We start from the raw sequence: 21,353 nt of genomic DNA on the forward strand, positions 1-21,353 counted from the left end.
ACCGAGCAAAGGACAGTGGACGTGAAGTTCGACGTGACCATCGAGATCCCCAAGGGTCAGCGCAACAAGTACGAGGTCGATCACGAGTCCGGGCGGGTGCGTCTGGACCGGTACCTCTACACGGCGATGGGCTACCCGGCGGACTACGGCTTCATCGAGGACACCCTCGGTGAGGACGGCGATCCCCTGGACGCGTTCGTCCTGCTGCCGGAATCGGTGTTCCCCGGTGTGATCGTCGAGGCGCGTCCCGTGGCCATGTTCAAGATGACCGACGAGGCCGGCGGCGACGACAAGGTGCTGTGCGTCCCCGCGGGCGACCCGCGGTGGGACCACATCCAGGATCTCGGCGACGTCTCGCAGTTCGAGCTCGACGCCATCGAGCACTTCTTCGTCCACTACAAGGACCTCGAGCCGAACAAGCACGTGACGGGCTCGAACTGGGTCGGCCGCGCGGAGGCCGAGGCCGAGATCACCGCATCCGTCGAGCGCCTGAAGAACGACGCCTCGCACTGACAGCGTCCCCGCCTCCCGCCGGGAGATGCGTTGTCACCTCCCGGCGGGCTCGTACGCTGCTACGATCGCTCCCGTCCTCGGTCCGGCCGGGGCGGGGCGGCGCCCGTGGAAGCCGATCGATTACGAAGGACGCGGTACTCATGAGCGATGCTGTCGGCGATCGTCGAAACTCGTCGTCCGCCGGGATCTCCGATCCCGCTCAGTTCCCGGCACTCCCGGTGTCGGTGGTGCTGGACCGTATTCCGCTGCCCGTGCTCGCGGTCGAGCCCGGAGGCACGGTGGTCTTCGCCAACGAGGCCTTCGATCAGCTCATGGGGTTCGACGAGCAGACGCCGCGGTCGGACGATGCGTTGCATCTGCAGGACATCTTTCCGGCCAACGAGCCGCTCGGAGTGAACATCGCGGAGACGTTCCTGACGACGGTGGCCACGCGCGCGGATTCGTTGTGGCGCATGACCGATGCCAAGGGCGACATCCTGCAGGTGCGCGCCAGCAAGTCCATTCTGCGGCGCGCGGAGGACTCCGTGGTGCTCGTGGTTCTCGAGGACTTCACCGACCAGCTGTGGAACGACCCGAAGAGCGCCTTCCGCTGATCGGGCCTTCTCTCCGTCGGTGGTCCGGCGGTCAGGCGCCGGCCGTGCGCTTGTCGATGGGCTTGCCGTCGGCGACGTCGCGGAGCCACTGAGGAACATCTCGGCCATCGCGCTCGTACATCGCAATCGACGCGCGCGCGGCGGCCGCGGCGACGCGTGGTCGTGGAGTACGGGCGTCCTTGTGTGGTTCGGGGGCGGTCACTGCGGCTCCTGTGGGTCGTTCCAGTTGCCAGTGTCCCCGGTTTCCTTCACCTGCGCCAGCGCGCGGGCGGAGCGGTTGGACACCGCACGTAATACATCGCGTTCGGTGGCGGTGATGAGCGGAGAATCGGTGACGGTGGCGTAGACGTCCCAGCCGAGTTCGGCTTCGTCATCCTTGTCACTGAGTGTGTGATCCAGGCACCACGTGATGCGTTGCCAAGCCTGGCTGCGCTTGTCGGCAATGGTTCGCTGGCGGACGGTGAACGCAACCCCGACAACGGCGAGGACGCCGACTGTCAGGGTGACCCAAGCCTGGGCGGACATCGAATGGGAACTCCTTCGGGCCGGAGCGGATCAAGCCCGTCACCGCGCCCGTCGTCGAGGCTGAACACGATTCCGAGGGCTCGGCGAACTCGTCTTCTCCTTCGACGTCGCGGTGGCGCCCCACGGTTCCCCGGATGTGGCGAGTGACCAACGGCGTTCACCGGGAACGTGGGATCACCCAGCGCACGTCACCGTCGTAGCCTCGACTTCCTACCGACTCTCACGCACCCCGGAACTGCGGCGGACGCTTCTCGAACACCGCCGTGATGGCTTCCGTCAGGTCCTCCGACGGCAGGAACGCCGAGTTCCACGCCGCGACGTAACGCAGCGACTCGTCGGCGGCGGCGCGACGACCGTGATCGAGCACGGTCTTGATGCCGTGCACCACCAGGGGCGGATTGGCGGCGATCTGCGCGGCGGTCTCGTACGCGCGCGCAAGGACGGCGTCCGCGTCGGGCAGCACGTCGTTGACCAGGCCGATACGTCGCGCGTACTCCGCGTCGACGTCCTTTCCGGTGAGCGCCAGCTCCCGCAGATGCCCGTCGCCGATGATCGCGGGCAGGCGGGCGAAGGAGCCCATGTCCGCGACGATCGCCACCTTGACCTCACGCACGCTGAACTGAGCGTCCGCGGAGGCGTAACGGATGTCGGCGGCCGAGATCAGGTCCACCCCACCGCCGATGCACCACCCCTGCACGGCCGCGATGACGGGCTTGCGGCACTCGGCCACGGCGGTGATCGCTGCCTGCATCCGCAGAATCAGATCGTGGAACGTGCTGCGCGGCCCCGCCTGCGCCTTGTCGGCGAGAACGGCGCCGAATTCGCCGGCCATGGCGGGAAGATCGAGTCCGTAGCTGAAGTTGCGCCCGGATCCGGCGAGGACGACGGCCCGCACGTCCGGGTCCGTGTCGAGGCTGCGGAAGATCAGCGGGAGCTCGGACCAGAAGTCGGGGCCCATCGTGTTGCCCTTGCCGGGCCCGGTGAGGGTGACGGTGGCGACGTGGTCGGCGGTCTCGACCGTGAACGCGGTCCAGGAGGTGCTCGGCTGCGCGGGCTCGGGGGTCGTCATCGGCTCACCCTAGCCGGGCCGACCTGCGGGCACGACAGCGGTTTCCACCCTATTCTTCGGTCATGGCCAGGACTCCGCACCCCGCCGCCGCGCACGTCGCGGACGTCCTGATCTCGCGTGGCCACCACGGCGTTCTGGTCACCCACGAGACGCCGGCGTCGACGGCGCGCGCGGTCGCCGCAGCCCATGGCGTGGCCGTGGGCGCGGTGGTCAAGTCGTTGGTCCATCTGCTCGACGACGATCCGGTGCTGCTGCTCGTGTCCGGCGCCCACAACGTCGACCTGGTCGCCACGGGACGACGCCTGGAGGGCACGCTGACCCACGCGCCGCCCGACGTGGTCCGCCACGCGACGGGTCAGTCGGTCGGATCCGTCTCTCCCGTCGGCCATCCGACCAACCTGCCGACCTACGTCGACGAGATGCTCGGTGAGCACGACCGACTGTGGGCGTCGGCCGGGCATCCCGACGTCACCTTCCGGACGTCGTACCGCGAATTGCTCCGCATCACAGCGGGTCTCGCGATCGACGTCGGCCCCTGACCGGCCCGGTCAGGACGCGCGGGCGGTCCGTGAATCGAGGAGCGACGCCACCTCGGTGGTGACGGTCCGGACGACGCGGTCACGGGCACGGTCGAGCACGGGCCGCACGGTGACGCCGTCGGCCACGCCGGCGGCGACGATGTCCGCGATCAACCCGGCCAGCCCGGCCGGCGTTCCCACGTAGCGCAGGGTGTCCGGGCGGGGAGCGACCGCGGCGGCGAGGACCTCGCCACGGGCGGTACGCGCGTCGTACGCGAGGTGCACGTCGAGGTCGACGAGGATGCGCGCGTCGGGATGCTCGGTCCGCAGGCGTCGGTAGCGCGCCTGTGCGGTGGAGAGGTCGACGCCACCGAATCGGACGACGCCGGGAACGTCACCGGTGACGTCGTGGGGAGACTCGACGACGTCGAGAGCGAGGGTGGGATCGAGAAAGACGAGGGTCATGAGGGGTCCAGTCGACGGCGGGAACTACGGGGCCGAGGCGATCACCGGTCCGACACGCGCTGGACGTGGAACGGCACAGATCGACGTGTCGTCGAGTCCAGAGCCGGTCCCCCATCACGTTCGTCATGCTATCGATCACGCCGCGACACCGGCGCGCAGTGAGAGGCAGGTCACAGTCAGCGCGTCGAGGAACGCCTCGACGTGCGCCGACGTGGTGCCGAGCCCGACGGACACGCGGACCGCACCGTCGTCGGCGCCGAGGCGCGCGAGCAACGGATGCGCGCAGAACTTCCCGGCGCGCACGGCCACGGCGTGGTCGCGAGCCAGGACGTCGGCGACGACGGTCGGGGCCACGCCGTCGACGGTGAAGGAGACGATGCCGACGACGTCGTCCGAGTCGTCCCAGACCCGCAGCACCCGGACGCCGCCGAGTCGCGTCAGCCCGCGCACGACGGCGTCGGTGGCGGCGCGGTCGTGCGCCGCGACGGCCGCCGGGTCCAGCCGGGCGATCTCGTCGCACGCCGCCGCCAGCGCGACCGCGCCGAGCAGGTTCGGGGTGCCGCCCTCGTGCCGGGCGGGCGCGGGGAACCAGTGGGTGTCCACGTCCCCGTCGGCCAGGACCGACACCCCTGACGTCGCACCGCCTCCGGCGAGGTACGGGTCGGCCGCGTCGAGCCAGTCGCGCCGGCCCACCAGAACACCGGCACCGAAGGGCGCGTAGAGCTTGTGGCCGCTGAACGCGAGGTAGTCCACCCCCGCGGCGGTGATGTCGACGCGGCGGTGCGGCACCAGTTGCGCGCCGTCCACCAGGATGCGCGCACCGTGGCGGTGCGCCAGCGCCGCGAGGTCCGCGATCGGCAGCACCTCACCGGTCACGTTCGACGCGCCCGTGACCGCCAGCAGCGCAGCGGGTTTCGCGGACAACACCGCGTCCAGGCGAGCGAGCGTCGCGGTGATGGTGCGCTCGGTACGCACCACCCGACGACGACGCCAGGGCAGCAGGTTCGCGTGGTGCTCGACGTCGAGGACCACGACGTCGCCGGGAACGCTGTGCGCCAACAGATTCAGTGCGTCCGTGGTGTTGCGCCCGAAGATCACGACGTCCTCGTCGTCCGCCCCGCAGAACGCGTGCACGGTCCGGCGAGCCGCCTCGTAGGCCTCGGTGCACACCGCCGACTTGTGCCCGGCACCGCGATGGACGCTGGCCGAGAACGGCACCACCTCCTGGACGCGCTCGACCACCGCGGCCAACGCCGGCGCACTGGCCGCGTAGTCGAGATCGAGTGTGCAGCGGACGATCCCGTCGGAACAGCGCACGGTGTGATCGGAGCCGAGGACGGCAGCGAGAGGGGTGGTGACAGTCATGGCGATACCCTTCGGTCCGGGGACCGCAGACGACGCACGAGTACTCCCCGTGGCGGCGTGAGACGATCCGCGCTTGCCGGTTCCGGTCGGAACTCGGCCAGGTCGTCACCCGGAGCACCCCACCGCGGAAGGAGGGTTGCCGACCAGCGAGCCGGGGCTTGTTGCTGGTACTCGTGACCTGTCAGCAGAATGGCAAAGGCCGCCGAGGCTGTCAACTCGGACGCGGCCTGCGCGGACGGCCGACTCGGGACCCGACACGTCGATTGCGCAGGGCCGCAGCCCGTTTCCGGCTCTCAGCCCCTCAGCCCCGAGGGACCTCGTACGTGGTCTGCACGAATCCCTCCGCGAGGGTCGCGGTGTGGAGATGCCGGAGTTCCAGGTCGCGATCCAGTGCACCGAACAGCGGAATGCCCACGCCGAGCAGAACGGGCGCCGTGGTGATCGTCAGCCGGTCGACGAGGTTCTCGCGGAGGAACGTCTGGATCAGTCGGCCACCGTCGACGTAGACGTGTCGGGCACCCGCCTCGTCGAGGTCGCGCACGAGGTCGGGGACGGTGCGGGCGACGGTGACGTTCGGGTCGTCGGTGTCGAGCTGCGTGCTGAGAACCCGGACGGGCGTGCCGGGGTAGGGCCAGGAACCGAAACTCCGCGCCGTCTCGTAGGTGTTGCGCCCCATCACGATGGTGTCGATGTCGGCGATGAAGGCGTCGTATCCCGTGTCGCCGGCCCGCTCTCCACGCTCGACGAGCCAGTCCAGTTCACCCCCCGGACGGGCGATGTAACCGTCGAGGCTGGTGGCGATGAAGACCCTCGTGGAGAAGGTGCGGGTGGGTGCGGCCGGTGTGGTCACGGGAGGGTGCTCCTGTCGGGGTGAGTCGGTGACGGTGAGAACGGACGGTCAGGGAGTGCGGGTGCGGTGGGGAGCCAGGACGGACTCGAGCGCGGCACGGAGGCGGTCGGTGAGGGTGCCGCGTGGGTCGACGGCCCAGACGACGCCCGCGCCGACGACGACCGACTCGATCGTCGCGGTGAGGGCGTCGATGTCCGTCCCGCCCGCCAGATCGCCGGTGTCGACGCTCGCGCGCAGCAGATCGGCCAGCAGGGCGCGCTGCGCACGGTGACTCTCCTGCGTCAGTTCCAGGAACTGCGCGTCGGTCAGATCGGCGCAGAGGAACGCCAGATGATTGGCGTACTCCCGCGGCGTCGTGGCGACGTCCCAGGTGCCGACGAGAAGCTCGACGAGCACGTCGAGGGGGTGGCGCCGATCCCGTTGCGCCTGTTCGCGCAGGTCCGCCGACCGCCCCGCGCTGTACTCCGCGAGTCCCAGCAGCAGACCGCGCTTCGACCCGAACCGCTGCACCAGTGTGGCCGGGACGACGCCGGCCTCCTCCGCGACGACGGCCAGGGTCATCGCTCCGGGACCGGTCCGACCCATGACGCGGATCATCGCCTCGTAGATCGCGGAGTCGTCGATCCTCCGGGGACGGCCTGCCATGATACTCCTCAATAAATGAACGTTCATTAAGTATTACGCCCGCCGCGGTTCGCCGTCAACCACCGGACGGACGGGCGCCCACCCCGCCGCTGTTCATCTCCTCGCAAACTGCGGGTGTCATAACCTTCTGCGACGAGACGTCCCTGCTCATCGAAAGAGGCCGCCCGGCAGATGTCCCCGCACCCCGCGATACCCGAGGCGTTCCTGCGCTCGCCGGCCGCTGCACCGCCGCGCACGCTCGTCGACGTCCTCACCGACACCGCCGAGCGGTTCCCGGACGCACCGGCGGTGGACGACGGCGAGAGCGTCGTCTCCTACGCGGAGCTGATGGTGAACATCGACGAGGGCGCGCAGTGGTTGGCCCGGCACGGGGTCAGCGCCGGTGATCGCGTCGGGGTGCGCATGCCGTCGGGCGGCTACGGCCTGTACGCGGCGATCCTGTCGGTGATCGCCGCGGGTGCGGCGTACGTCCCGGTCGACGTCGACGATCCCGACGAACGGGCGGACCTGGTCTTCTCCGAGGCCGGGGTCACCGCGATCGTGACCGAGAGCGGCATCACCGGCACCGGGCGCGTCGGGACGGGACGCCCGGTGGGACACCCGACGATCGACGACGACGCGTGGGTGATCTTCACCTCCGGCTCGACCGGTACGCCGAAGGGCGTCGCGGTGAGCAACCGCAACGCGGCGGCGTTCGTCGACGCCGAGTCCCGGCTGTTCCTGCAGGATCGTCCGCTCGGCCCGGGCGACCGGGTGCTCGCGGGACTGTCGGTGGCGTTCGACGCGTCGTGCGAGGAGATGTGGCTCGCCTGGGCGTCCGGGGCGTGCCTGGTGCCGGCCCCTCGCTCGCTCGTCCGCTCCGGCATGGATCTCGGGCCCTGGCTGGTCGCGCGCGACATCACCGTGGTGTCCACGGTGCCCACGCTCGCGTCGCTCTGGCCGCGTGAGGCGCTCGAGGACGTGCGGCTGTTGATCTTCGGCGGCGAGGCCTGTCCCCCGGATCTGGCGGAGCGCCTGGCGGTTCCGGGCCGGGAAGTGTGGAACACCTACGGTCCCACCGAGGCCACCGTCGTGGCGTGCGCCGCGCTCATGGACGGCCGCGGACCGGTCCGCATCGGACTACCGCTCGACGGGTGGGATCTCGCGGTGGTCGGCCCGGACGAACAGCCGGTCCCCGTCGGCGAGGTCGGCGAACTGGTGATCGGCGGCGTCGGCCTGGCGCGCTACCTCGATCCCGCCAAGGACGCCGAGAAGTACGCGCCCATGCCGAGTCTCGGATGGGACCGTGCCTATCGCAGTGGCGATCTGGTGCGACTCGAGGTCGAGGGTCTGCTCTTCCAGGGCAGGGCCGACGATCAGGTCAAGGTGGGCGGACGTCGCATCGAGCTCGGCGAGGTCGACACGGCGCTGCAGAACCTGCCCGGCGTCGGCGGCGCGGCCGCGGCCGTCCGCACGACCGGTTCCGGCACACCGGTTCTCGTCGGCTACCTGGTGAGCACGGACCCGGAATTCGATCTGATCCGAGCGAGAGAGATTCTGGCCGAACAGCTTCCGGCCGCCATGGTGCCACGCCTCGCCCTCGTCGACGATCTGCCGACCCGGACGTCGGGCAAGGTGGATCGGAACGCCCTGCCGTGGCCGCTGCCCGGCCGGGCCGCCACCCCCGACGGCGCCACGCCCACCGTCGATCTCGACGAGACCGCCGCCTGGGTCGCCGCGGTGTGGACCGACGTCCTCGGGGCCGAGATCACCTCGTTGGACGCCGATTTCTTCGCCGCGGGCGGCGGCTCGCTCACCGCCGCGCAGTTGGTGACCCGGCTGCGCGAGCGATACCCGACGATCACGGTCGCCGACCTCTACGACCGGCCGCGTCTCGGCTCCCTCGTCGCGCTGCTCGAGGACATGGACCCCACCACGCGGCAGGAGACCCGGTCGGTCGAGCCGACACCCCGTCGAGCGCAACTGATCCAGGTGGCGGCCACCCTGCCCCTGACGACGCTGACCGGGCTGCAGTGGGTGACGTGGCTCGCCATCGCCGCGAACGTCGCCTCGTGGATCCGCCCGATCTCGTGGTTGCCCACCGTGTCGTGGTGGTGGCCGCTGCTCGGCTTCGTCCTGGTGGTGTCACCCCTCGGCCGCATGGCCGTCTCGGTGATCGGCGCCCGCGTCCTGCTGCGCGGCGTCCGGCCGGGTAGCTACCCCCGCGGCGGCAGCGTCCACCTGCGTCTCTGGACGGCCAACCGCCTCGCCGACGCCTCCGGCGCGACCAACCTGTCCGGCGCGCCGTGGATGGTCGACTACGCCCGCGCTCTCGGCGCCCGGGTGGGTCACGACGTGGACCTGCACACGCTCCCCCCGGTCACCGGCATGCTGACCCTCGGCGACGGCTGTTCCATCGAGCCGGAGGTCGATCTGACCGGGTACTGGATCGACGGCGACGTCGTGCACATCGGGCACGTCGAGGTCGGTCCCGGCGCCACGGTCGGGGCGCGGTCGACGCTCCTGCCCGGGGCCAAGGTGGGCAAGAACGCCGAGGTCACGGCGGGGTCGGCTGTCGCCGGCAAGGTCAAGGCCAACCAGCAGTGGTCCGGCTCCCCGGCGGGCAAGGTCGGCAAGGCCACCCGCCCCTGGCCGTCGTCCCGGCCCCGGCGCAGCCGCGCCTGGGTGCCGGTCTACGGCCTGACGTCCCTGGTGCTCTCGGGGCTGCCGCTGTTCGCCATCGCCGTCGGGCTGCTGGTGGTCGGGTGGGCGTCCGCCGGGGCCCGCACCCTCGCCGGCGCGGTCGGTCGGGGCGCCCTGGCTCTCGCCCCCGCCACCCTGCTCTCGCTCGGGGTGTTCGCACTGATCACCCTGGTCGCCGTGCGGCTCCTCGCGATCGGGATGACCCCCGGTCACCATCCGGTGCGCAGCCGGGTGGGCTGGCAGGTCTGGACCACCGAACGGCTCCTCGACAGCGCCCGCACGTTCCTCTTCCCGCTCTACGCCTCGCTGCTCACCCCGGGCTGGCTGCGGCTGCTCGGCGCGGACATCGGCAAGGACGTCGAGGCCTCCACGGTGCTCATGGTCCCGAAGTTCACGACGGTCGGCGACGGCGCGTTCCTCGCCGACGACACCATGGTCGCGAGCTACGAACTCGGCGGCGGATGGATGATGATCGGCCAGGCCAAGGTGGGCAAGCGCGCCTTCCTCGGCAACTCCGGCATGGCCGCCGCGGGACGACGGGTGCCGAAGAATGGTCTGGTGGCGGTGCTCTCGGCGGCGCCGGCCAAGTCCAAGGCCGGCACGTCGTGGCTCGGCAGCCCGCCCGTCCGTCTGCGCCGGGCGCCCGCGTCGACCGACAGCAGCCGCACCTTCGACCCGCCGCGGCGCCTGAAGATCGCGCGCGCGCTCGTCGAGACGTGTCGACTGGTGCCCGTGGTCGTCTCCTTCGCCATCGGGTTCGGGGTGCTCGCCGCCCTCACCTGGATCGCCGGGACGCTCGGCTACTGGGCGGCCGCCCTGCTCTCCGGAATCGTCCTGCTGGTGGCGGGCGCCGTCGCCGCGGCCGTGTCGGCCGTCGCCAAGTGGACGCTCGTGGGGCGCATCGACGCCGTCGAGCATCCGCTGTGGAGTTCGTTCGTGTGGCGCAACGAGGTGGCCGACACCTTCGTCGAAACGGTCGCCGCACCGTGGTTCGCCCGCGCGGCCGAGGGCACGCCGGTGCTCAACGTCTGGCTGCGCTGGCTCGGCGCGCACATCGGACGGGGAGTCTGGTGCGAGACGTACTGGTTGCCGGAGGCGGATCTCATCACCCTCGGCGACGGCGCGACCGTGAACCGAGGGTGCGTTGTGCAGACCCATCTGTTCCATGATCGGATCATGAGCATGGACACCGTCACCCTCGGCCCCGGAGCGACGCTCGGGCCGCACTGCGTCGCCCTTCCCGCGGCCGGGATCGGCGCGGGCGCGACGGTCGGACCGGCGTCGCTGGTCATGCGTGGTGACACGGTTCCGGACTCGAGTCGGTGGCAGGGCAACCCCATCGCGCCGTGGTCCGCCTGATGGGGCGGCCCACTCCGACGGCGTCCGACGAACCCCTCGACCCCTACATCCCCGGTCACGGCAACCGCGGGTACACCGTGGAGCGGTACGAGCTCGACCTCGAGTACAAGGTGCCCTCGAATCGCTTGAGCGGCACCACGATCGTGCACGCGGTGGCGACTCAGGACGCCGCCGCGCTGACCCTCGACCTGGGGCCCGCGCTGACCCCGACCAAGGTGAGCGTGAGCGGATCGCGGCGCGCCCGGTTCACCCATCGGGCGGGCAAGCTCGTCGTGACCCCGCAGACGCCGATCGCCGCCGGGGCGTCCTTCTCCGTCGCCGTCGCGTACGCCGGCAATCCCACCCCGATCGCCGGGCGCTGGGGCGAGGTCGGCTGGGAGGAGCTGACCGACGGCGTGATCGTCGCCAGCCAGCCCAACGGTGCGTCGTCGTGGTTCCCGTGCGACGACCACCCGAGTTCCAAAGCGGCGTACCGCATCTCGATCACCACCGACTCGCCGTACCACGTGATCTCCAACGGCACGTTGCTGCACACGCGGGTCCGGTCGTCGCGCACCACGTGGACCTACCACCAGCCCGAGCCGATGGCGACGTACCTGGCGACGGTGCAGATCGGGCTCTACGAGAAGCGCCGCCTCTGCGAGACGCCGGTACCCGTCGACGCGTACGCGCCGCCGCGACTGCGCACGCTGATCGACCACGACTTCGGCCGGCAACAGCAGATGATGTCGGCCTTCGTCGAGCGGTTCGGGCCCTACCCCTACCCGTCGTACGGCGTGGTGATCACCGACGACGATCTCGAGATCCCCGTGGAGGCGCAGACGCTGTCGGTGTTCGGCGCCAACCACTGCGACGGGCGTCGCGGCTACGAGCGATTGGTCGCACACGAACTCGCGCACCAGTGGTTCGGCAACAGCCTGACCCTCGGTCGGTGGCAGGACATCTGGCTGCACGAGGGGTTCGCCTGCTACGCCGAGTGGCTCTGGTCCGAGGCGTCGGGGTCCTCCAGCGCGCACCAACTCGCCACCCGCACGCGCTCCCGGCTGGCCGGTCTGCCGCAGGACCTTCTGCTGGGCGATCCCGGCCCCGCGGACATGTTCGACGATCGTGTGTACAAGCGCGGCGCGTTGGTTCTGCACGCGCTGCGGCGCACCGTCGGAGACGAGTCGTTCTTCGCCCTTCTGCGCGAATGGACGGCGAGTCACCGGCATTCGGTGGTGGCCGCGTCCGACTTCGTGGAGCTCGCCGAACGCCACGGGGTCGACCCGGGGTTCTTCGGGCCGTGGCTCGAGCAGACGGCGCTCCCCCCGCTCCCCTGAGTGCTCCACCCCGGATCCGGCTTCCCGCGGGTCGTTCGTACAGTTACGGACGGTGCACCGTCCGCAGCTGCGGACAGCGTCAGCGGGACGCGGGAGCCGGGAGGTGGCGGCGGGAGTTACGGGCCACCACGGCCAGCGAGACCACGGCGAGAACCACTCCGGCACCGAACAACTCGGGGTACGTGAGTGCCGTCTCCTCGACCAGCAGGGCCAGCAGTGCGGGCACCGCGAATCCGAGGTAGGTCACCGAGTAGAAGACCGCGGTCAGCCCGGCGAGATCCGTCGGCCCGGCGATGCGCTGCACCTCCTGCAGACCCGAGACCATCGCCATGCCGTACCCGCCGCCCAGCACCGCGGCCGCGAGCAGCGCCATCGGCACCACCAGCACGTCCGCGGCGACGGCCACCAGCACCATGCCGACGACCACGATGGCCAGGGCCACCAGGACGGCCCGCGCGCTCGACGGCGTGTCGATGCGTCGGCCGAGCGCCTGGATCGCGAAGCCCGACGACAACGCGACGACGCCGAGCAGCGCCGAGAACGCGACGGGGAAGGCCCCGGCGTGGTCGGCCATCAACCCGGGCAGCACCGCGTAGGCCACGCTCGCCGCGCCGAACACCCACGGCGCCACGGGAAGAACGACGGTGAGGAAGCGGGCGTGCCCGGCCGTCGGGATGCGCAGGTCGTCGCGCAGCGGGGTGGTGCGGTCCCCGTCGACGACGGTCTCCCGGACTCCGGCGAGCGCGAGCGTCGCGAGCACGGCGAGACCGATGTGCACCGCGTAGGGCAGCATGTCGGGCCAGGGCGCCCACTGGGCCAGCACGCCCGCCACCCCGGCGCCGGTGGCGAAGCCCGCGGTGAGGGACATCGCGGCTCGCCGTGCGCCGGCCGTGGGCGAGTCGACGGACAGCTCCTTCACCCAGCTGCCGCCGACGGCCATGCCGAGCCCGAGCGCGACGCCGCTGAGGACGCGGCCGACGGACAGCAGTGCAGCCGTGTGGGATCCGAGGGCGATGAGCAGGGAGCCGGCCGCGGCGATCAGCGGCGCGGGCAGCATGAGCGGGCGGCGTCCGTACCGATCGGACAGCGGTCCGCCGACGAGCAACGCCGGCACGATGCCGACCACGTACGCGAAGAGGAAGACGTCGACGACGACGGGCGAGAAGCCGTACCCCTCGCGGTACATCACCAGGAGCGGCGTGAACTCGTTGCCGCCCCAGGCGACGGCGAGCATGCCGAGGGCGACCGGTAACCAGGGCCTGGTCCCGGTGGTGGACGAGGCCGGAGCGGTGGTGGTCATGAAAGTCCTCTGCTGGGCGGCAGGGAATGCGTGGCAGCCATGTGGCGGCTCAGCGCCACCTCGAAGCCGGCCACGTCACCCTGCTCGACGAATGCGGTCAGACGCGTGTGGTCGTCGACGATCGACGCCCACGCTTCCGGGTTGCGCGCCACGGAGTTCGACGTCATCCGTCGTTGCCGGTCGCGCAGGCCCGAATAGAACGTCGACAGCAGGGGGTTCGCCCCGTGAGTCACGACGAGGGTGTGGAAGTCGGCGTCCTCGGCCGCGAACCGGTGCGCGTCGCCGTCGTCGGCGAGGGCGCGCTGTCGGTCGAGACTGGCCCGCATGAGGTCCGCGACGGCGCTGCGGGTGGCGGCGTCGTCGGCGAACGCGGCGAGACTGCCGGTTTCCACGAGCCGACGGGCGTCCACGATATGGGCCGCCTCGTCGGGTGCGATGGGCACGATCAGCGCCCCTCGCTTGGGGTAGAGCCGCATCCAGCCTTCGGCGGCGAGGCGCAGGAACGCCTCCCGCACGGGGGTGCGGCTGGTGCCGGTGCGCGCGGCGATCTGTCCTTCGCTGATGAGCTCACCCCCGGGCAGTTCGCCCGAGACGATGAGCTCTTTCACGGTCGTGTAGGCCCGGTCGGCCGACGTCGGTTCCGTGTTGCGCACAACTTGTATCTAAGCAGGGAACGCACGGCAGCCGCACCCGAGTGTGACCGGACTTACACGGATACTCGGGTGCCGCGCCGGCAGCTCAGAGCACCGACGGATCGAGGTCGAGCAGGGTGCGGTCGAGCGACGCCACGAGGTCGAACTGCGGACCGACCTTGGGCAGCTCGTATCGGAAGAAGTACTGCGCGGCGGCCCGCTTGCCGTCGTAGAACGCGCCGGTCTTCTCGCCCACGGCATTGAGCTGCTCGAGCCAGAGCCACGCGACCACCAGATGGCCGGTGGCCTCGAGGTAGGCCGTCGAGTTGGCCAGGGCCAGATCGGGATCGCCCTGACCCCAGACCGTTCCGGTGACCTCCACCAGTCGGTTCACCGCGGCGCGCAACGCCTCGGCGTGGTCGCGGACGTCCTCGCCGGTGGAGGCGTCGAGGGTGGTGGTGATGGCCTCCACGAGCAGTTGCAGGCCGCGACCGTTCTGCGCCACCACCTTGCGGCCGAGCAGGTCGAGACCCTGAATACCGTTGGTGCCCTCGTGGATCGGGTTCAACCGGTTGTCGCGGTAGAACTGCTCGACGTTGTAGTCGCGGGTGTAGCCGTATCCGCCGTGGACCTGGATGGCCAGGTTGTTCGCCTCGAGGCACCACTGCGAGGGCCACGCCTTGGCGATCGGCGTCAGCACGTCCAGCAGGAACCCCGCGCGCTCGGCGGCGTCGGGCTCGCCGGTGATCTGCTCGTCGACCAACCGCGAGCAGTACAGCCCCAGAGCCAGACCACCTTCGGCGTAGGACTTCTGGGCGAGCAGCATGCGCCGGACGTCGGGATGGTCGACGATCGGCACCTGCGGAGCCGCCGGATCCTTGTCCCCCACCGGGCGACCCTGCGTGCGCTCCCGCGCGTACTCGAGCGAGTGCAGGTAACCCGTGTAGCCCAGGGCGGTCGCACCCATACCGACGCCGATGCGCGCCTCGTTCATCATCTTGAACATGTACGCCAGGCCCTTGTGCGGCTCGCCCACCAGATAGCCTGTCGCCCCGCCCTTCTCACCGAAGGCGAGCAGGGTGTTGGTGGTGCCGCGGTAGCCCATCTTGTGGTTCAGGCCGACCAGGTTCACGTCGTTCCGCTCGCCGAGCGAGCCGTCCTCGTTCACCAGGTGCTTCGGGACGACGAAGAGCGAGATGCCCTTCACGCCTGCCGGCGCGTCGGGCAGCTTCGCCAAAACCAGGTGGACGATGTTCTCGCCCAGCTCGTGGTCGCCACCCGAGATCCACATCTTGGTCCCCGTGACCGAGTAGGTGCCGTCGTCACGCGGGGTGGCCTTGGTGGTGATGTAGGCCAGCGACGATCCCGCACCCGGCTCCGACAGACACATGGTGCCGTGAAACCGACCCTCGAGCATGGGCCGGACGTACCGGTCGATCAGATCCTCGCCGCCGTACTCGATCAGCAGGTTGGCGTTGCCGATGGTGAGGAACGGGTAGGTGGCGGTGCCGGTGTTCGCGGCCTGAAACCACGCCAGCGACGCCTTCGACACCGTCGTCGGCAGCTGCATCCCGCCGAGCGACTCGTCGAACTGCCCGGCGATCAGGCCGGCCTCGGTGAAGACCTGCAGGGCCTTCTCGACCTCGGGGATGAGCACGACCTTGCCGTCGTCACCCACCCGCGGTTCGTTCGCGTCGGCCTTCTTGTTGTGCGGCGCGAAGTGCTTGACGGCGATCTGCTCGCTGAGCTCGAGCACCGCGTCGAAGGTCTCGCGCGAGTGCTCGGCGAACCGTTTGCGCTCGGTCAGGGATTCGACGTCGAGCCATTCGTAGAGCAGAAACTCGAGGTCCCGACGCGACAGGATCAGAGAGGCGGGAATATCGGCTGAGGACGACATTCTTCCGAGGGTAGTACCGACGACCGCGCAGGTCAGTCGCCCGTCGGACCGAGCGAGATCCCCCGGCCGATGAGCCACAGCTCGGGATCGACGTGGGTGCCGTCCACCACGGTCTCGAAATGGAGGTGCGGACCCGTCGAATCGCCCCGATTGCCCATGGTGGCGATCTGCTGACCGGCCGCCACCCGTTGTCCGGCGACCGCGACGAGAGTGTCGACGTGGCCGTAGATCGAGACCGTGCCGTCGTCGTGACGCACCCGGACCCACAGCCCGAATCCGCTGGCGGGGCCGGCCTCGATCACCTGCCCGTCCGCGACGGACACGATCGGGGTACCGATGGGGCCGGCGATGTCGATGCCCCGATGCATCGTTCCCCAGCGCGGGCCGAACGGCGAGGTGTAGGTGCCGCGGGCCGGCAGGGAGTAGGAGCCGATGCGCAGGCCCACCGCGGCCGGGGGCAACTCGGCGAGGCGCCGATCCTTCTCCGACGCGCTCGCGGCGGTGGCGAGCACGGCCAGCGCTGCCGCGTACTCCTCCTCCGCGGTGGCGCGGTTGGCCTTCGCGATCTGACGCAGCGGTCCCAGATTGCGCTCGGACTCGACCAGGAACGACGGGCGCAGGTCACCGGCCGCGACCGGCGCCGCCGCCGTCGGCTCGGTGGCCGGACCCGGGCGCGTCACCTGCACGACGAAGACCACCGCGGCGAGGACCAGCACGATCGCCAGCGCCTGCACCGACACCGTGCGCACCGGAACGACCGGTCCCGACGCGGGCGGGTCACCCGACTCGACGGGGCGACGGGTGAGCAGCTGGACCACCGCTGGAACGGTACCGGTCGGTAGTGACCCTCGAGTCGGGTTTCGACCGAGCCTGCCCGCGCCCGTGCGATAGTTTGTCGACCGTGGCACACAACGGCGCCGGCCCCCTGGCCGACGACACCTCCGGTCGCACGTCGGGCGCGCGCCTGGCCGCCGTCGTGGCGGCGGTGGGCGGCAGCGTGCGGGACGACGACCATCTGGCGACACTTCTGCAGCGGACCGCCGAGTTGGCGCAGGACGCCGTCGGCGGCGCCTCGGCCTGCGGCATCAGCATCCTCTTCGGCGGCATGACGTACACCGCCGTGCACACCGCGGACCTGACCCTGCGCGTCGACACGCACCAGTACGAGGTGGGCGAGGGCCCGTGCCTCGAGGCGGCGCGGACGGGCGAGACGGTGCGCATGGGCATCGACGACGTCACCCGCCACTGGCCGGACTTCGCGCACCGTTCGGCGGGCGAGGGTGTCGCGTCCTTCCTGGCCGTGCCGCTGCGGGTCGACGGCGCCGACCTCGGCTCGATCAACCTGTACAGCACCGAGCCGGGCGCGTTCGACGCCGACGACGAGGCCGTCCTCCGGGTCATCACCGAGACCGTGGCCACCGCGATCGGCGACTACGCGCGCGTGCGCAGCGCGCGCGAGGTGGCGACGGGACTGCGGGACGCGCTCGATCACCGGGCCCCCATCGAGCAGGCGAAGGGCATTCTCATGGCGCTGCACGGCGTCGACGAGGACGAGGCGTTCGCGATGCTGTCGCGCGACTCGCAACACCGCAACCGCAAGCTGCGCGACATCGCCCGCGAGTTCGTCGACAAGGTGTCCGGCGACCAGGTGTCCGGCGACGGGGACTCGGCCGCGCCGAGCTGATCCGCTCAGGAAGCCGCGCGGCACCCGTCCGCCCGCGGCACTCCGAGCGCGGCCACCTCCGCGGCCAGCCGCTCTCCCATCGCGCGGTGCCCCGCCGCGTTCGGGTGGATGCCGTCGGCCACGTAGTCGGTGGTCCAGTCCAACCACCGGGCGCCGGCGGGGTCGACGAACGGCACCCCCGCGGACCGGGTGACCTCGGCGAGGATCGTGCGGATACGCCCGATGTTCTCGTGCCGGGCCGCCGGCGCGTCCGTCGGCCCCACGACGACGACGCGAGCGCGCGGCACGATCACCGCGAGGGCCGCGTACATCGCGGTCGCCGCGGCTCGCAGACCGTCGTCGCCGACGTCGTTGCCGCTGCCCTGCACCACGACGACGTCGGGATTCGACGCGGCCACCGCGGCCAGGCGGGTCGGGTCGGTGAACGGGACGGTGCCGGGGAAGCGCACCCGCGCGTATCCGGTGCCCGACGACGCCACCAGCGTCGGCGTCCAACAACCGCGTGCGGCGGCCGCGTACGCGTAGCCGCCGGTCGGGGCGTCGGCTCCGACCCCGGCGGCGAAGGAGTCGCCGACGACGGTCACGCGGAGCGGAGCGGCTCGGTTCTCGGCCGCGGCCACGTAGTGGTGACGCGGCGGGACCTCCCCGCGCAGGGTGGTGACGAGGACGGCCGCCGCGATCACGGCGACGATCGTCAGCGCGAGCGCGACCGACCGGATCGGGCGGTGGCGAGTGGGCACGTCGATGATCGTAGAGACCAACCGGACGCCGCCGCCCGCGTTTCGCGTGCGATCAGCTCGCGCTCCACCCGCCGTCCATGACGTAGGAGGTCCCGGTGACCATCGAGGCCTCGTCGGAGACGAGGAACCCCACCAGCGCCGCCACCTCGGCGGGCTCGACGAGCCGCTTCACGGCACTCTCGGCGAGCAGCACGCGCTCCAACACCTCGTCCTCGCCGATACCGTGCACTCGGGCCTGATCGGCGATCTGCTTCTCCACCAACGGGGTTCGCACGTACCCGGGGTTGACGCAGTTGCTGCGCACGCCGCGCTCCGCGCCCTCGAGCGCGGTCACCTTCGACAGGCCCTCCAGCGCGTGCTTGGCGGTGACGTACGCGCTCTTGTTGGCCGAGGCGCGGATGCCGTGGACCGACGACATGTTGACGATCCGTCCGTAGCCGGACGCGTACATGTGGGGCAGGGCGGCGCGGATCAGCAGGAACGGCGCCTCGACCATGAGGGTGAGGATCCGCCGGAACGCCGCCGGGTCGAACTCGTCGATCGGCGAGACGTGTTGGATCCCGGCGTTGTTCACCAGGATGTCCGTCTCGAGTCGGAGGTCGGCCAGGGCGTCGACGTCGGTGAGGTCCACCGTCCAGGCCCGGCCGCCGATCTCGGTGGCGACGCGCTCCGCGGCCTCGCCGTCGAAGTCCGCCACCGTCACCTCGGCGCCGCGTCCGGCCAGGGTCGCGGCGACCGCGGCGCCGATGCCGCTCGCCCCGCCCGTGACCAGGGCCGTCCGGCCGGTCAGATCCATGGTGCCGGGTCGCGTCGCGTCGTCGCTCATGCGGTTCAGTGTCGGTGGACGACGCCGGGGTGTCGATGACGCCTTCCGCACCCGCGGCCTGCTTTTCTGCACACCCGGTTACGGTTCCCGGACCCGGGTAACCGCGTGACATGGATCTCACTGCGCTGTTCCGACCGTTCGAGAAGGCGTCGCTGCTCGACCGGGTGAGCGACCCCGTCGCCGCCCGCCTGCGCTCGGTACTGTCCGACACTCCCGTCGACGGTCTGCTGCGCGGCACGTTCGTGGGACACCCGATGCATCCGATCATGGCGTACTCGTCGGTGGGCCTGTGGAGCAGCGCGGTGCTGCTCGACGTCACCGGACGCAGTCCCGACGCCGCCCGCACCCTCCTCGGCGCCGGCCTGCTGACGGCCCCGACCGCCCTGGTGACGGGCTGGGCCACCTGGTCCACGCTCACCCGCGAGCAACGGCGCGTCGGGTTGGTCCACGCGAGCACCAACGCCGTGGCCCTGGGCCTGTTCGCGGCGTCGTACAAGCGTCGGGTGGCGGCCGTGCCCGTGACCTCCGCCGCTCCCGCTGCTCCCGCCGCCCCCGCCGTCCCCGCTGCTCCCGACGCCACGGCCGCCCCCGACGCCACCGCGAAGGCCCTCGCGTTGGCCGGGTTCGCGGTGGCCGGTCTCGGCGGCGCCCTGGGGGGTCACCTCGGCTACAACATGGGTGCCGGAGTCTCCACTCGCGCCGTGGCGGCCGGGGTATGAGCGCCGCCTTCGAGGACCTGTGGGAGCGCGGAGTCACCGCCGAGGGTGCCCGCCGCTTCGCGGACGGCAGTGCGGAGAACCTCGATCCCGACGCGCTGGCCGCCCTCACCGAGGCGAACCTGTCCGAATCGGATCTGCACGACTACGTCACGTGGGCGGCCGGTCGATAGTGCGGTAGTGGTCGGCGATGTCGCCCGGCGTCGTCAACCACACCCCGGCCGTCTCCGCCACGTGATGCAGCGCGCGGCGGAAGTGCCGCAGCCGATCCGGCTGCCCTGTGAGGAACGTGTGGGTCGAGATCGACAGGACCACCGACTGCTGACGGGACTGCTCGGCGAGCTCGTCGACGGTGTCGACGATGCGGTCGGCGAAGTCGCGACCGGTGCCGTGGTGGTGCACGATCACCGGCAGGTCGTTGATCTCGTGGGGATACGGGACCGACAGGATCGGTCGGGACCGGGTGCGCAGCCACACCGGGCGATCGTCGATCGGCCAGTCCAGAGTGTAGTCGAAACCGTTCTCCGCCAACAGATCCTCGGTCACCGCACTCGGCGCGGCGCCGGGGCTCATCCAGCCCCGCGGCGGGGCTCCCTCGTGCCGCTCGATCACCGCGCGGACGTGCTCGACGGTGCGCCGCTCCTCGTCCTCGTCCTGCGCCACCGGGATGCGCGAGTTGGTGCGGCCGTGGGCGACCACCTCGCCGCCGAGCACCCGGAGCGCCTCGACCACCTGCGGGGCGTGGTCGTAGATCTCGGCGTTCACCAGCACTGTGGGCCTGATACCGACCTCGCGCAGAGTGTCCGCGAGCCGGAACACGCCCACTCGGTTGCCCCACTCGCGCCACGCCCAGTTGTACGTGTCCGGCGACTGCCCGCCGGGCGTGTATCCCAGATCGGTGGCGCCGTAGGCGAAGTGCTCGCAGTTCACCGCGACGTACACCGCCAGCGTGGCGCCGCCCGGCCAGGTGAACTGCGCGCGCTCGGTGATCGGGGCGTAGTCGAACCGGTCGTGGGACGGCAGCATCTCACTCACCCCGCGCCGCGGCGATGGAGGACCGCAGGCCCTCGAAGTAGGGGTCGAGGTCGGCGGCGACCAGCGTCGCGTCGTCGATCGAGGTGTGACGGCCTTCCAGAACCAGGCCAAGCCCGTCGTGCGTCCCCCACGCCCACCACCGGTCCTCACCGCCCCGAACGTCGAGCCGCACCACTGCACCGTCCACGGAGACCTCCGCGGTCCGGGTCGGCGCCTCCTCGATGGACTGCCGCCGGCGGCGGTACTCCGGTGACATCGGCGTCAGGCCGACGGCCGCGAGCATCGTCGACATCGCCTTCCTCGCAGGGTCTTTCGTGGTGGTGACGACGTCGAGGAACGGCGCCGAGACGTCGTCTCCCGACTCGAGTTCGGATTCGAGCTCGCCGTGCCGCAGGGTCACCGTCGTCAGGACGTCGTTCTCGCGCTCCCAGGGACCGAGCACGCGCGGGCCGGTCCAGTCCCGCAGTGCGAACGTCGGGAAGGTCCGCGCTTCCGCCCGGAGCCGGTCCTCGATGGCACGCTGCATGGTCCAGAACTCGTCCGTGGTCAGGTGGCCGGTCGGGTACATGCGGTGGGGATGCCCGGGATGCTGCGCCGGCTAACCCCGGTGGGCACACACC

At 71.0% G+C, this 21,353-nt stretch carries 24 protein-coding genes and 1 riboswitch; of the genes, 8 read left to right on the forward strand and 16 right to left on the reverse strand.

Annotated elements, in window-relative coordinates:
• Nucleotides 1–21 precede the first annotated feature (21 nt).
• Together HQ603_RS08840 and HQ603_RS08845 are read left to right on the forward strand one after the other, a co-directional pair.
• Nucleotides 22–513, forward strand: coding sequence for an inorganic diphosphatase (locus HQ603_RS08840; protein WP_222684181.1), 492 nt, complete (start codon nucleotides 22–24; stop codon nucleotides 511–513).
• A 140-nt stretch (nucleotides 514–653) separates the two neighbouring features.
• The gene (locus HQ603_RS08845) at nucleotides 654–1,106 is read left to right on the forward strand and encodes a histidine kinase (protein ID WP_222684182.1); all 453 of its coding nucleotides are present in this window, start codon (nucleotides 654–656) and stop codon (nucleotides 1,104–1,106) included.
• Between the two features lie 31 nt (nucleotides 1,107–1,137).
• On the opposite strand, the gene HQ603_RS08850 is transcribed toward HQ603_RS08845, so the two are convergent.
• The 3 genes from HQ603_RS08850 to HQ603_RS08860 all read right to left on the reverse strand — a co-directional run bounded on the left by HQ603_RS08850 (nucleotide 1,138) and on the right by HQ603_RS08860 (nucleotide 2,700).
• Complete coding sequence (locus HQ603_RS08850; RefSeq protein WP_222684183.1) at nucleotides 1,138–1,308, reverse strand: hypothetical protein; 171 nt, start codon at nucleotides 1,306–1,308, stop codon at nucleotides 1,138–1,140.
• Nucleotides 1,305–1,631, reverse strand: a complete 327-nt coding sequence (locus tag HQ603_RS08855) for a hypothetical protein (RefSeq protein WP_222684184.1) — start codon at nucleotides 1,629–1,631, stop codon at nucleotides 1,305–1,307. The genes HQ603_RS08850 and HQ603_RS08855 overlap by 4 nt, the downstream gene beginning before the upstream one ends.
• 220 nt (nucleotides 1,632–1,851) lie before the next feature.
• Nucleotides 1,852–2,700 carry a crotonase/enoyl-CoA hydratase family protein gene (locus tag HQ603_RS08860; protein ID WP_222684185.1) on the reverse strand — a complete coding sequence of 283 codons (849 nt, stop codon included), beginning with the start codon at nucleotides 2,698–2,700 and terminating at the stop codon, nucleotides 1,852–1,854.
• 62 nt (nucleotides 2,701–2,762) lie between these two features.
• Here HQ603_RS08860 and HQ603_RS08865 point away from each other — a divergent pair, with 62 nt between their 5' ends.
• Complete coding sequence (locus HQ603_RS08865; protein WP_222684186.1) at nucleotides 2,763–3,239, forward strand: YbaK/EbsC family protein; 477 nt, start codon at nucleotides 2,763–2,765, stop codon at nucleotides 3,237–3,239.
• Nucleotides 3,240–3,248: 9 nt separating this feature from the next.
• Here the strand turns inward: HQ603_RS08865 and HQ603_RS08870 are convergent, their stop codons facing one another.
• The 5 genes from HQ603_RS08870 to HQ603_RS08885 all read right to left on the reverse strand — a co-directional run bounded on the left by HQ603_RS08870 (nucleotide 3,249) and on the right by HQ603_RS08885 (nucleotide 6,543).
• A complete protein-coding gene (locus tag HQ603_RS08870; protein WP_222684187.1) occupies nucleotides 3,249–3,683 on the reverse strand; it encodes a hypothetical protein in 435 nt (144 codons plus the stop codon).
• Nucleotides 3,613–3,810: a putative leader peptide gene (locus HQ603_RS19220; RefSeq protein WP_371831031.1), complete on the reverse strand. Its 198-nt coding sequence runs from the start codon at nucleotides 3,808–3,810 to the stop codon at nucleotides 3,613–3,615. Before HQ603_RS19220 ends, HQ603_RS08870 begins: the two co-directional genes overlap by 71 nt.
• An 8-nt stretch (nucleotides 3,811–3,818) precedes the next feature.
• On the reverse strand, nucleotides 3,819–5,048 hold the full coding sequence (locus tag HQ603_RS08875; protein ID WP_222684188.1) for an aminotransferase class V-fold PLP-dependent enzyme: 1,230 nt from the start codon (nucleotides 5,046–5,048) through the stop codon (nucleotides 3,819–3,821).
• Nucleotides 5,049–5,112: 64 nt separating this feature from the next.
• Nucleotides 5,113–5,227, reverse strand: a riboswitch (SAM riboswitch).
• Nucleotides 5,228–5,349: 122 nt separating this feature from the next.
• Nucleotides 5,350–5,898 (reverse strand): dihydrofolate reductase family protein, encoded by a 549-nt coding sequence (locus HQ603_RS08880; RefSeq protein ID WP_222684189.1) that lies wholly within the window; start codon nucleotides 5,896–5,898, stop codon nucleotides 5,350–5,352.
• Between the two features lie 48 nt (nucleotides 5,899–5,946).
• Nucleotides 5,947–6,543, reverse strand: coding sequence for a TetR/AcrR family transcriptional regulator (locus HQ603_RS08885; protein WP_222684190.1), 597 nt, complete (start codon nucleotides 6,541–6,543; stop codon nucleotides 5,947–5,949).
• Between the two features lie 171 nt (nucleotides 6,544–6,714).
• On the opposite strand from HQ603_RS08885, the gene HQ603_RS08890 reads away from it, so the two are divergent.
• Both HQ603_RS08890 and HQ603_RS08895 read left to right on the forward strand, forming a co-directional pair.
• Entirely contained in the window at nucleotides 6,715–10,584 is a 3,870-nt protein-coding gene (locus HQ603_RS08890) for a Pls/PosA family non-ribosomal peptide synthetase (protein ID WP_222684191.1), read from the forward strand.
• Nucleotides 10,584–11,903 (forward strand): M1 family metallopeptidase, encoded by a 1,320-nt coding sequence (locus tag HQ603_RS08895; protein WP_222684293.1) that lies wholly within the window; start codon nucleotides 10,584–10,586, stop codon nucleotides 11,901–11,903. Before HQ603_RS08890 ends, HQ603_RS08895 begins: the two co-directional genes overlap by 1 nt.
• 79 nt (nucleotides 11,904–11,982) lie before the next feature.
• Here the strand turns inward: HQ603_RS08895 and HQ603_RS08900 are convergent, their stop codons facing one another.
• From HQ603_RS08900 to HQ603_RS18880, 4 genes are all read right to left on the reverse strand, one after another.
• Nucleotides 11,983–13,203 (reverse strand): MFS transporter, encoded by a 1,221-nt coding sequence (locus tag HQ603_RS08900; RefSeq protein ID WP_222684192.1) that lies wholly within the window; start codon nucleotides 13,201–13,203, stop codon nucleotides 11,983–11,985.
• Nucleotides 13,200–13,856, reverse strand: a complete 657-nt coding sequence (locus HQ603_RS08905; RefSeq protein ID WP_222684193.1) for a GntR family transcriptional regulator — start codon at nucleotides 13,854–13,856, stop codon at nucleotides 13,200–13,202. Before HQ603_RS08905 ends, HQ603_RS08900 begins: the two co-directional genes overlap by 4 nt.
• Before the next feature lie 85 nt (nucleotides 13,857–13,941).
• Nucleotides 13,942–15,732, reverse strand: coding sequence for an acyl-CoA dehydrogenase (locus tag HQ603_RS08910; RefSeq protein ID WP_222684194.1), 1,791 nt, complete (start codon nucleotides 15,730–15,732; stop codon nucleotides 13,942–13,944).
• A gap of 32 nt (nucleotides 15,733–15,764) precedes the next feature.
• On the reverse strand, nucleotides 15,765–16,550 hold the full coding sequence (locus HQ603_RS18880) for a M23 family metallopeptidase (RefSeq protein ID WP_308126431.1): 786 nt from the start codon (nucleotides 16,548–16,550) through the stop codon (nucleotides 15,765–15,767).
• An 83-nt stretch (nucleotides 16,551–16,633) separates the two neighbouring features.
• Here HQ603_RS18880 and HQ603_RS08920 point away from each other — a divergent pair, with 83 nt between their 5' ends.
• The gene (locus HQ603_RS08920; protein ID WP_222684195.1) at nucleotides 16,634–17,416 is read left to right on the forward strand and encodes a GAF and ANTAR domain-containing protein; all 783 of its coding nucleotides are present in this window, start codon (nucleotides 16,634–16,636) and stop codon (nucleotides 17,414–17,416) included.
• Nucleotides 17,417–17,421: 5 nt separating this feature from the next.
• Here the strand turns inward: HQ603_RS08920 and HQ603_RS08925 are convergent, their stop codons facing one another.
• Nucleotides 17,422–18,156: an SGNH/GDSL hydrolase family protein gene (locus HQ603_RS08925; RefSeq protein WP_222684196.1), complete on the reverse strand. Its 735-nt coding sequence runs from the start codon at nucleotides 18,154–18,156 to the stop codon at nucleotides 17,422–17,424.
• Between the two features lie 52 nt (nucleotides 18,157–18,208).
• Nucleotides 18,209–18,952: a 3-hydroxybutyrate dehydrogenase gene (locus HQ603_RS08930; RefSeq protein ID WP_222684295.1), complete on the reverse strand. Its 744-nt coding sequence runs from the start codon at nucleotides 18,950–18,952 to the stop codon at nucleotides 18,209–18,211.
• A gap of 140 nt (nucleotides 18,953–19,092) precedes the next feature.
• Here HQ603_RS08930 and HQ603_RS08935 point away from each other — a divergent pair, with 140 nt between their 5' ends.
• Nucleotides 19,093–19,701 carry a DUF2231 domain-containing protein gene (locus HQ603_RS08935; protein ID WP_222684197.1) on the forward strand — a complete coding sequence of 203 codons (609 nt, stop codon included), beginning with the start codon at nucleotides 19,093–19,095 and terminating at the stop codon, nucleotides 19,699–19,701.
• Nucleotides 19,698–19,871, forward strand: coding sequence for a hypothetical protein (locus tag HQ603_RS08940; protein ID WP_222684198.1), 174 nt, complete (start codon nucleotides 19,698–19,700; stop codon nucleotides 19,869–19,871). The genes HQ603_RS08935 and HQ603_RS08940 overlap by 4 nt, the downstream gene beginning before the upstream one ends.
• Here the strand turns inward: HQ603_RS08940 and HQ603_RS08945 are convergent.
• On the reverse strand, nucleotides 19,849–20,724 hold the full coding sequence (locus HQ603_RS08945) for a polysaccharide deacetylase family protein (RefSeq protein WP_222684199.1): 876 nt from the start codon (nucleotides 20,722–20,724) through the stop codon (nucleotides 19,849–19,851). The two genes, HQ603_RS08940 and HQ603_RS08945, sit on opposite strands and share 23 nt — an antisense overlap.
• A 1-nt stretch (nucleotide 20,725) precedes the next feature.
• Entirely contained in the window at nucleotides 20,726–21,301 is a 576-nt protein-coding gene (locus HQ603_RS08950) for a hypothetical protein (RefSeq protein WP_222684200.1), read from the reverse strand.
• Between the last annotated feature and the right edge of the window lie 52 nt (nucleotides 21,302–21,353).

The sequence above is a fragment of the Rhodococcoides corynebacterioides genome (genome assembly GCF_019834675.1).
Lineage (GTDB): Bacteria > Actinomycetota > Actinomycetes > Mycobacteriales > Mycobacteriaceae > Rhodococcoides > Rhodococcoides corynebacterioides_A.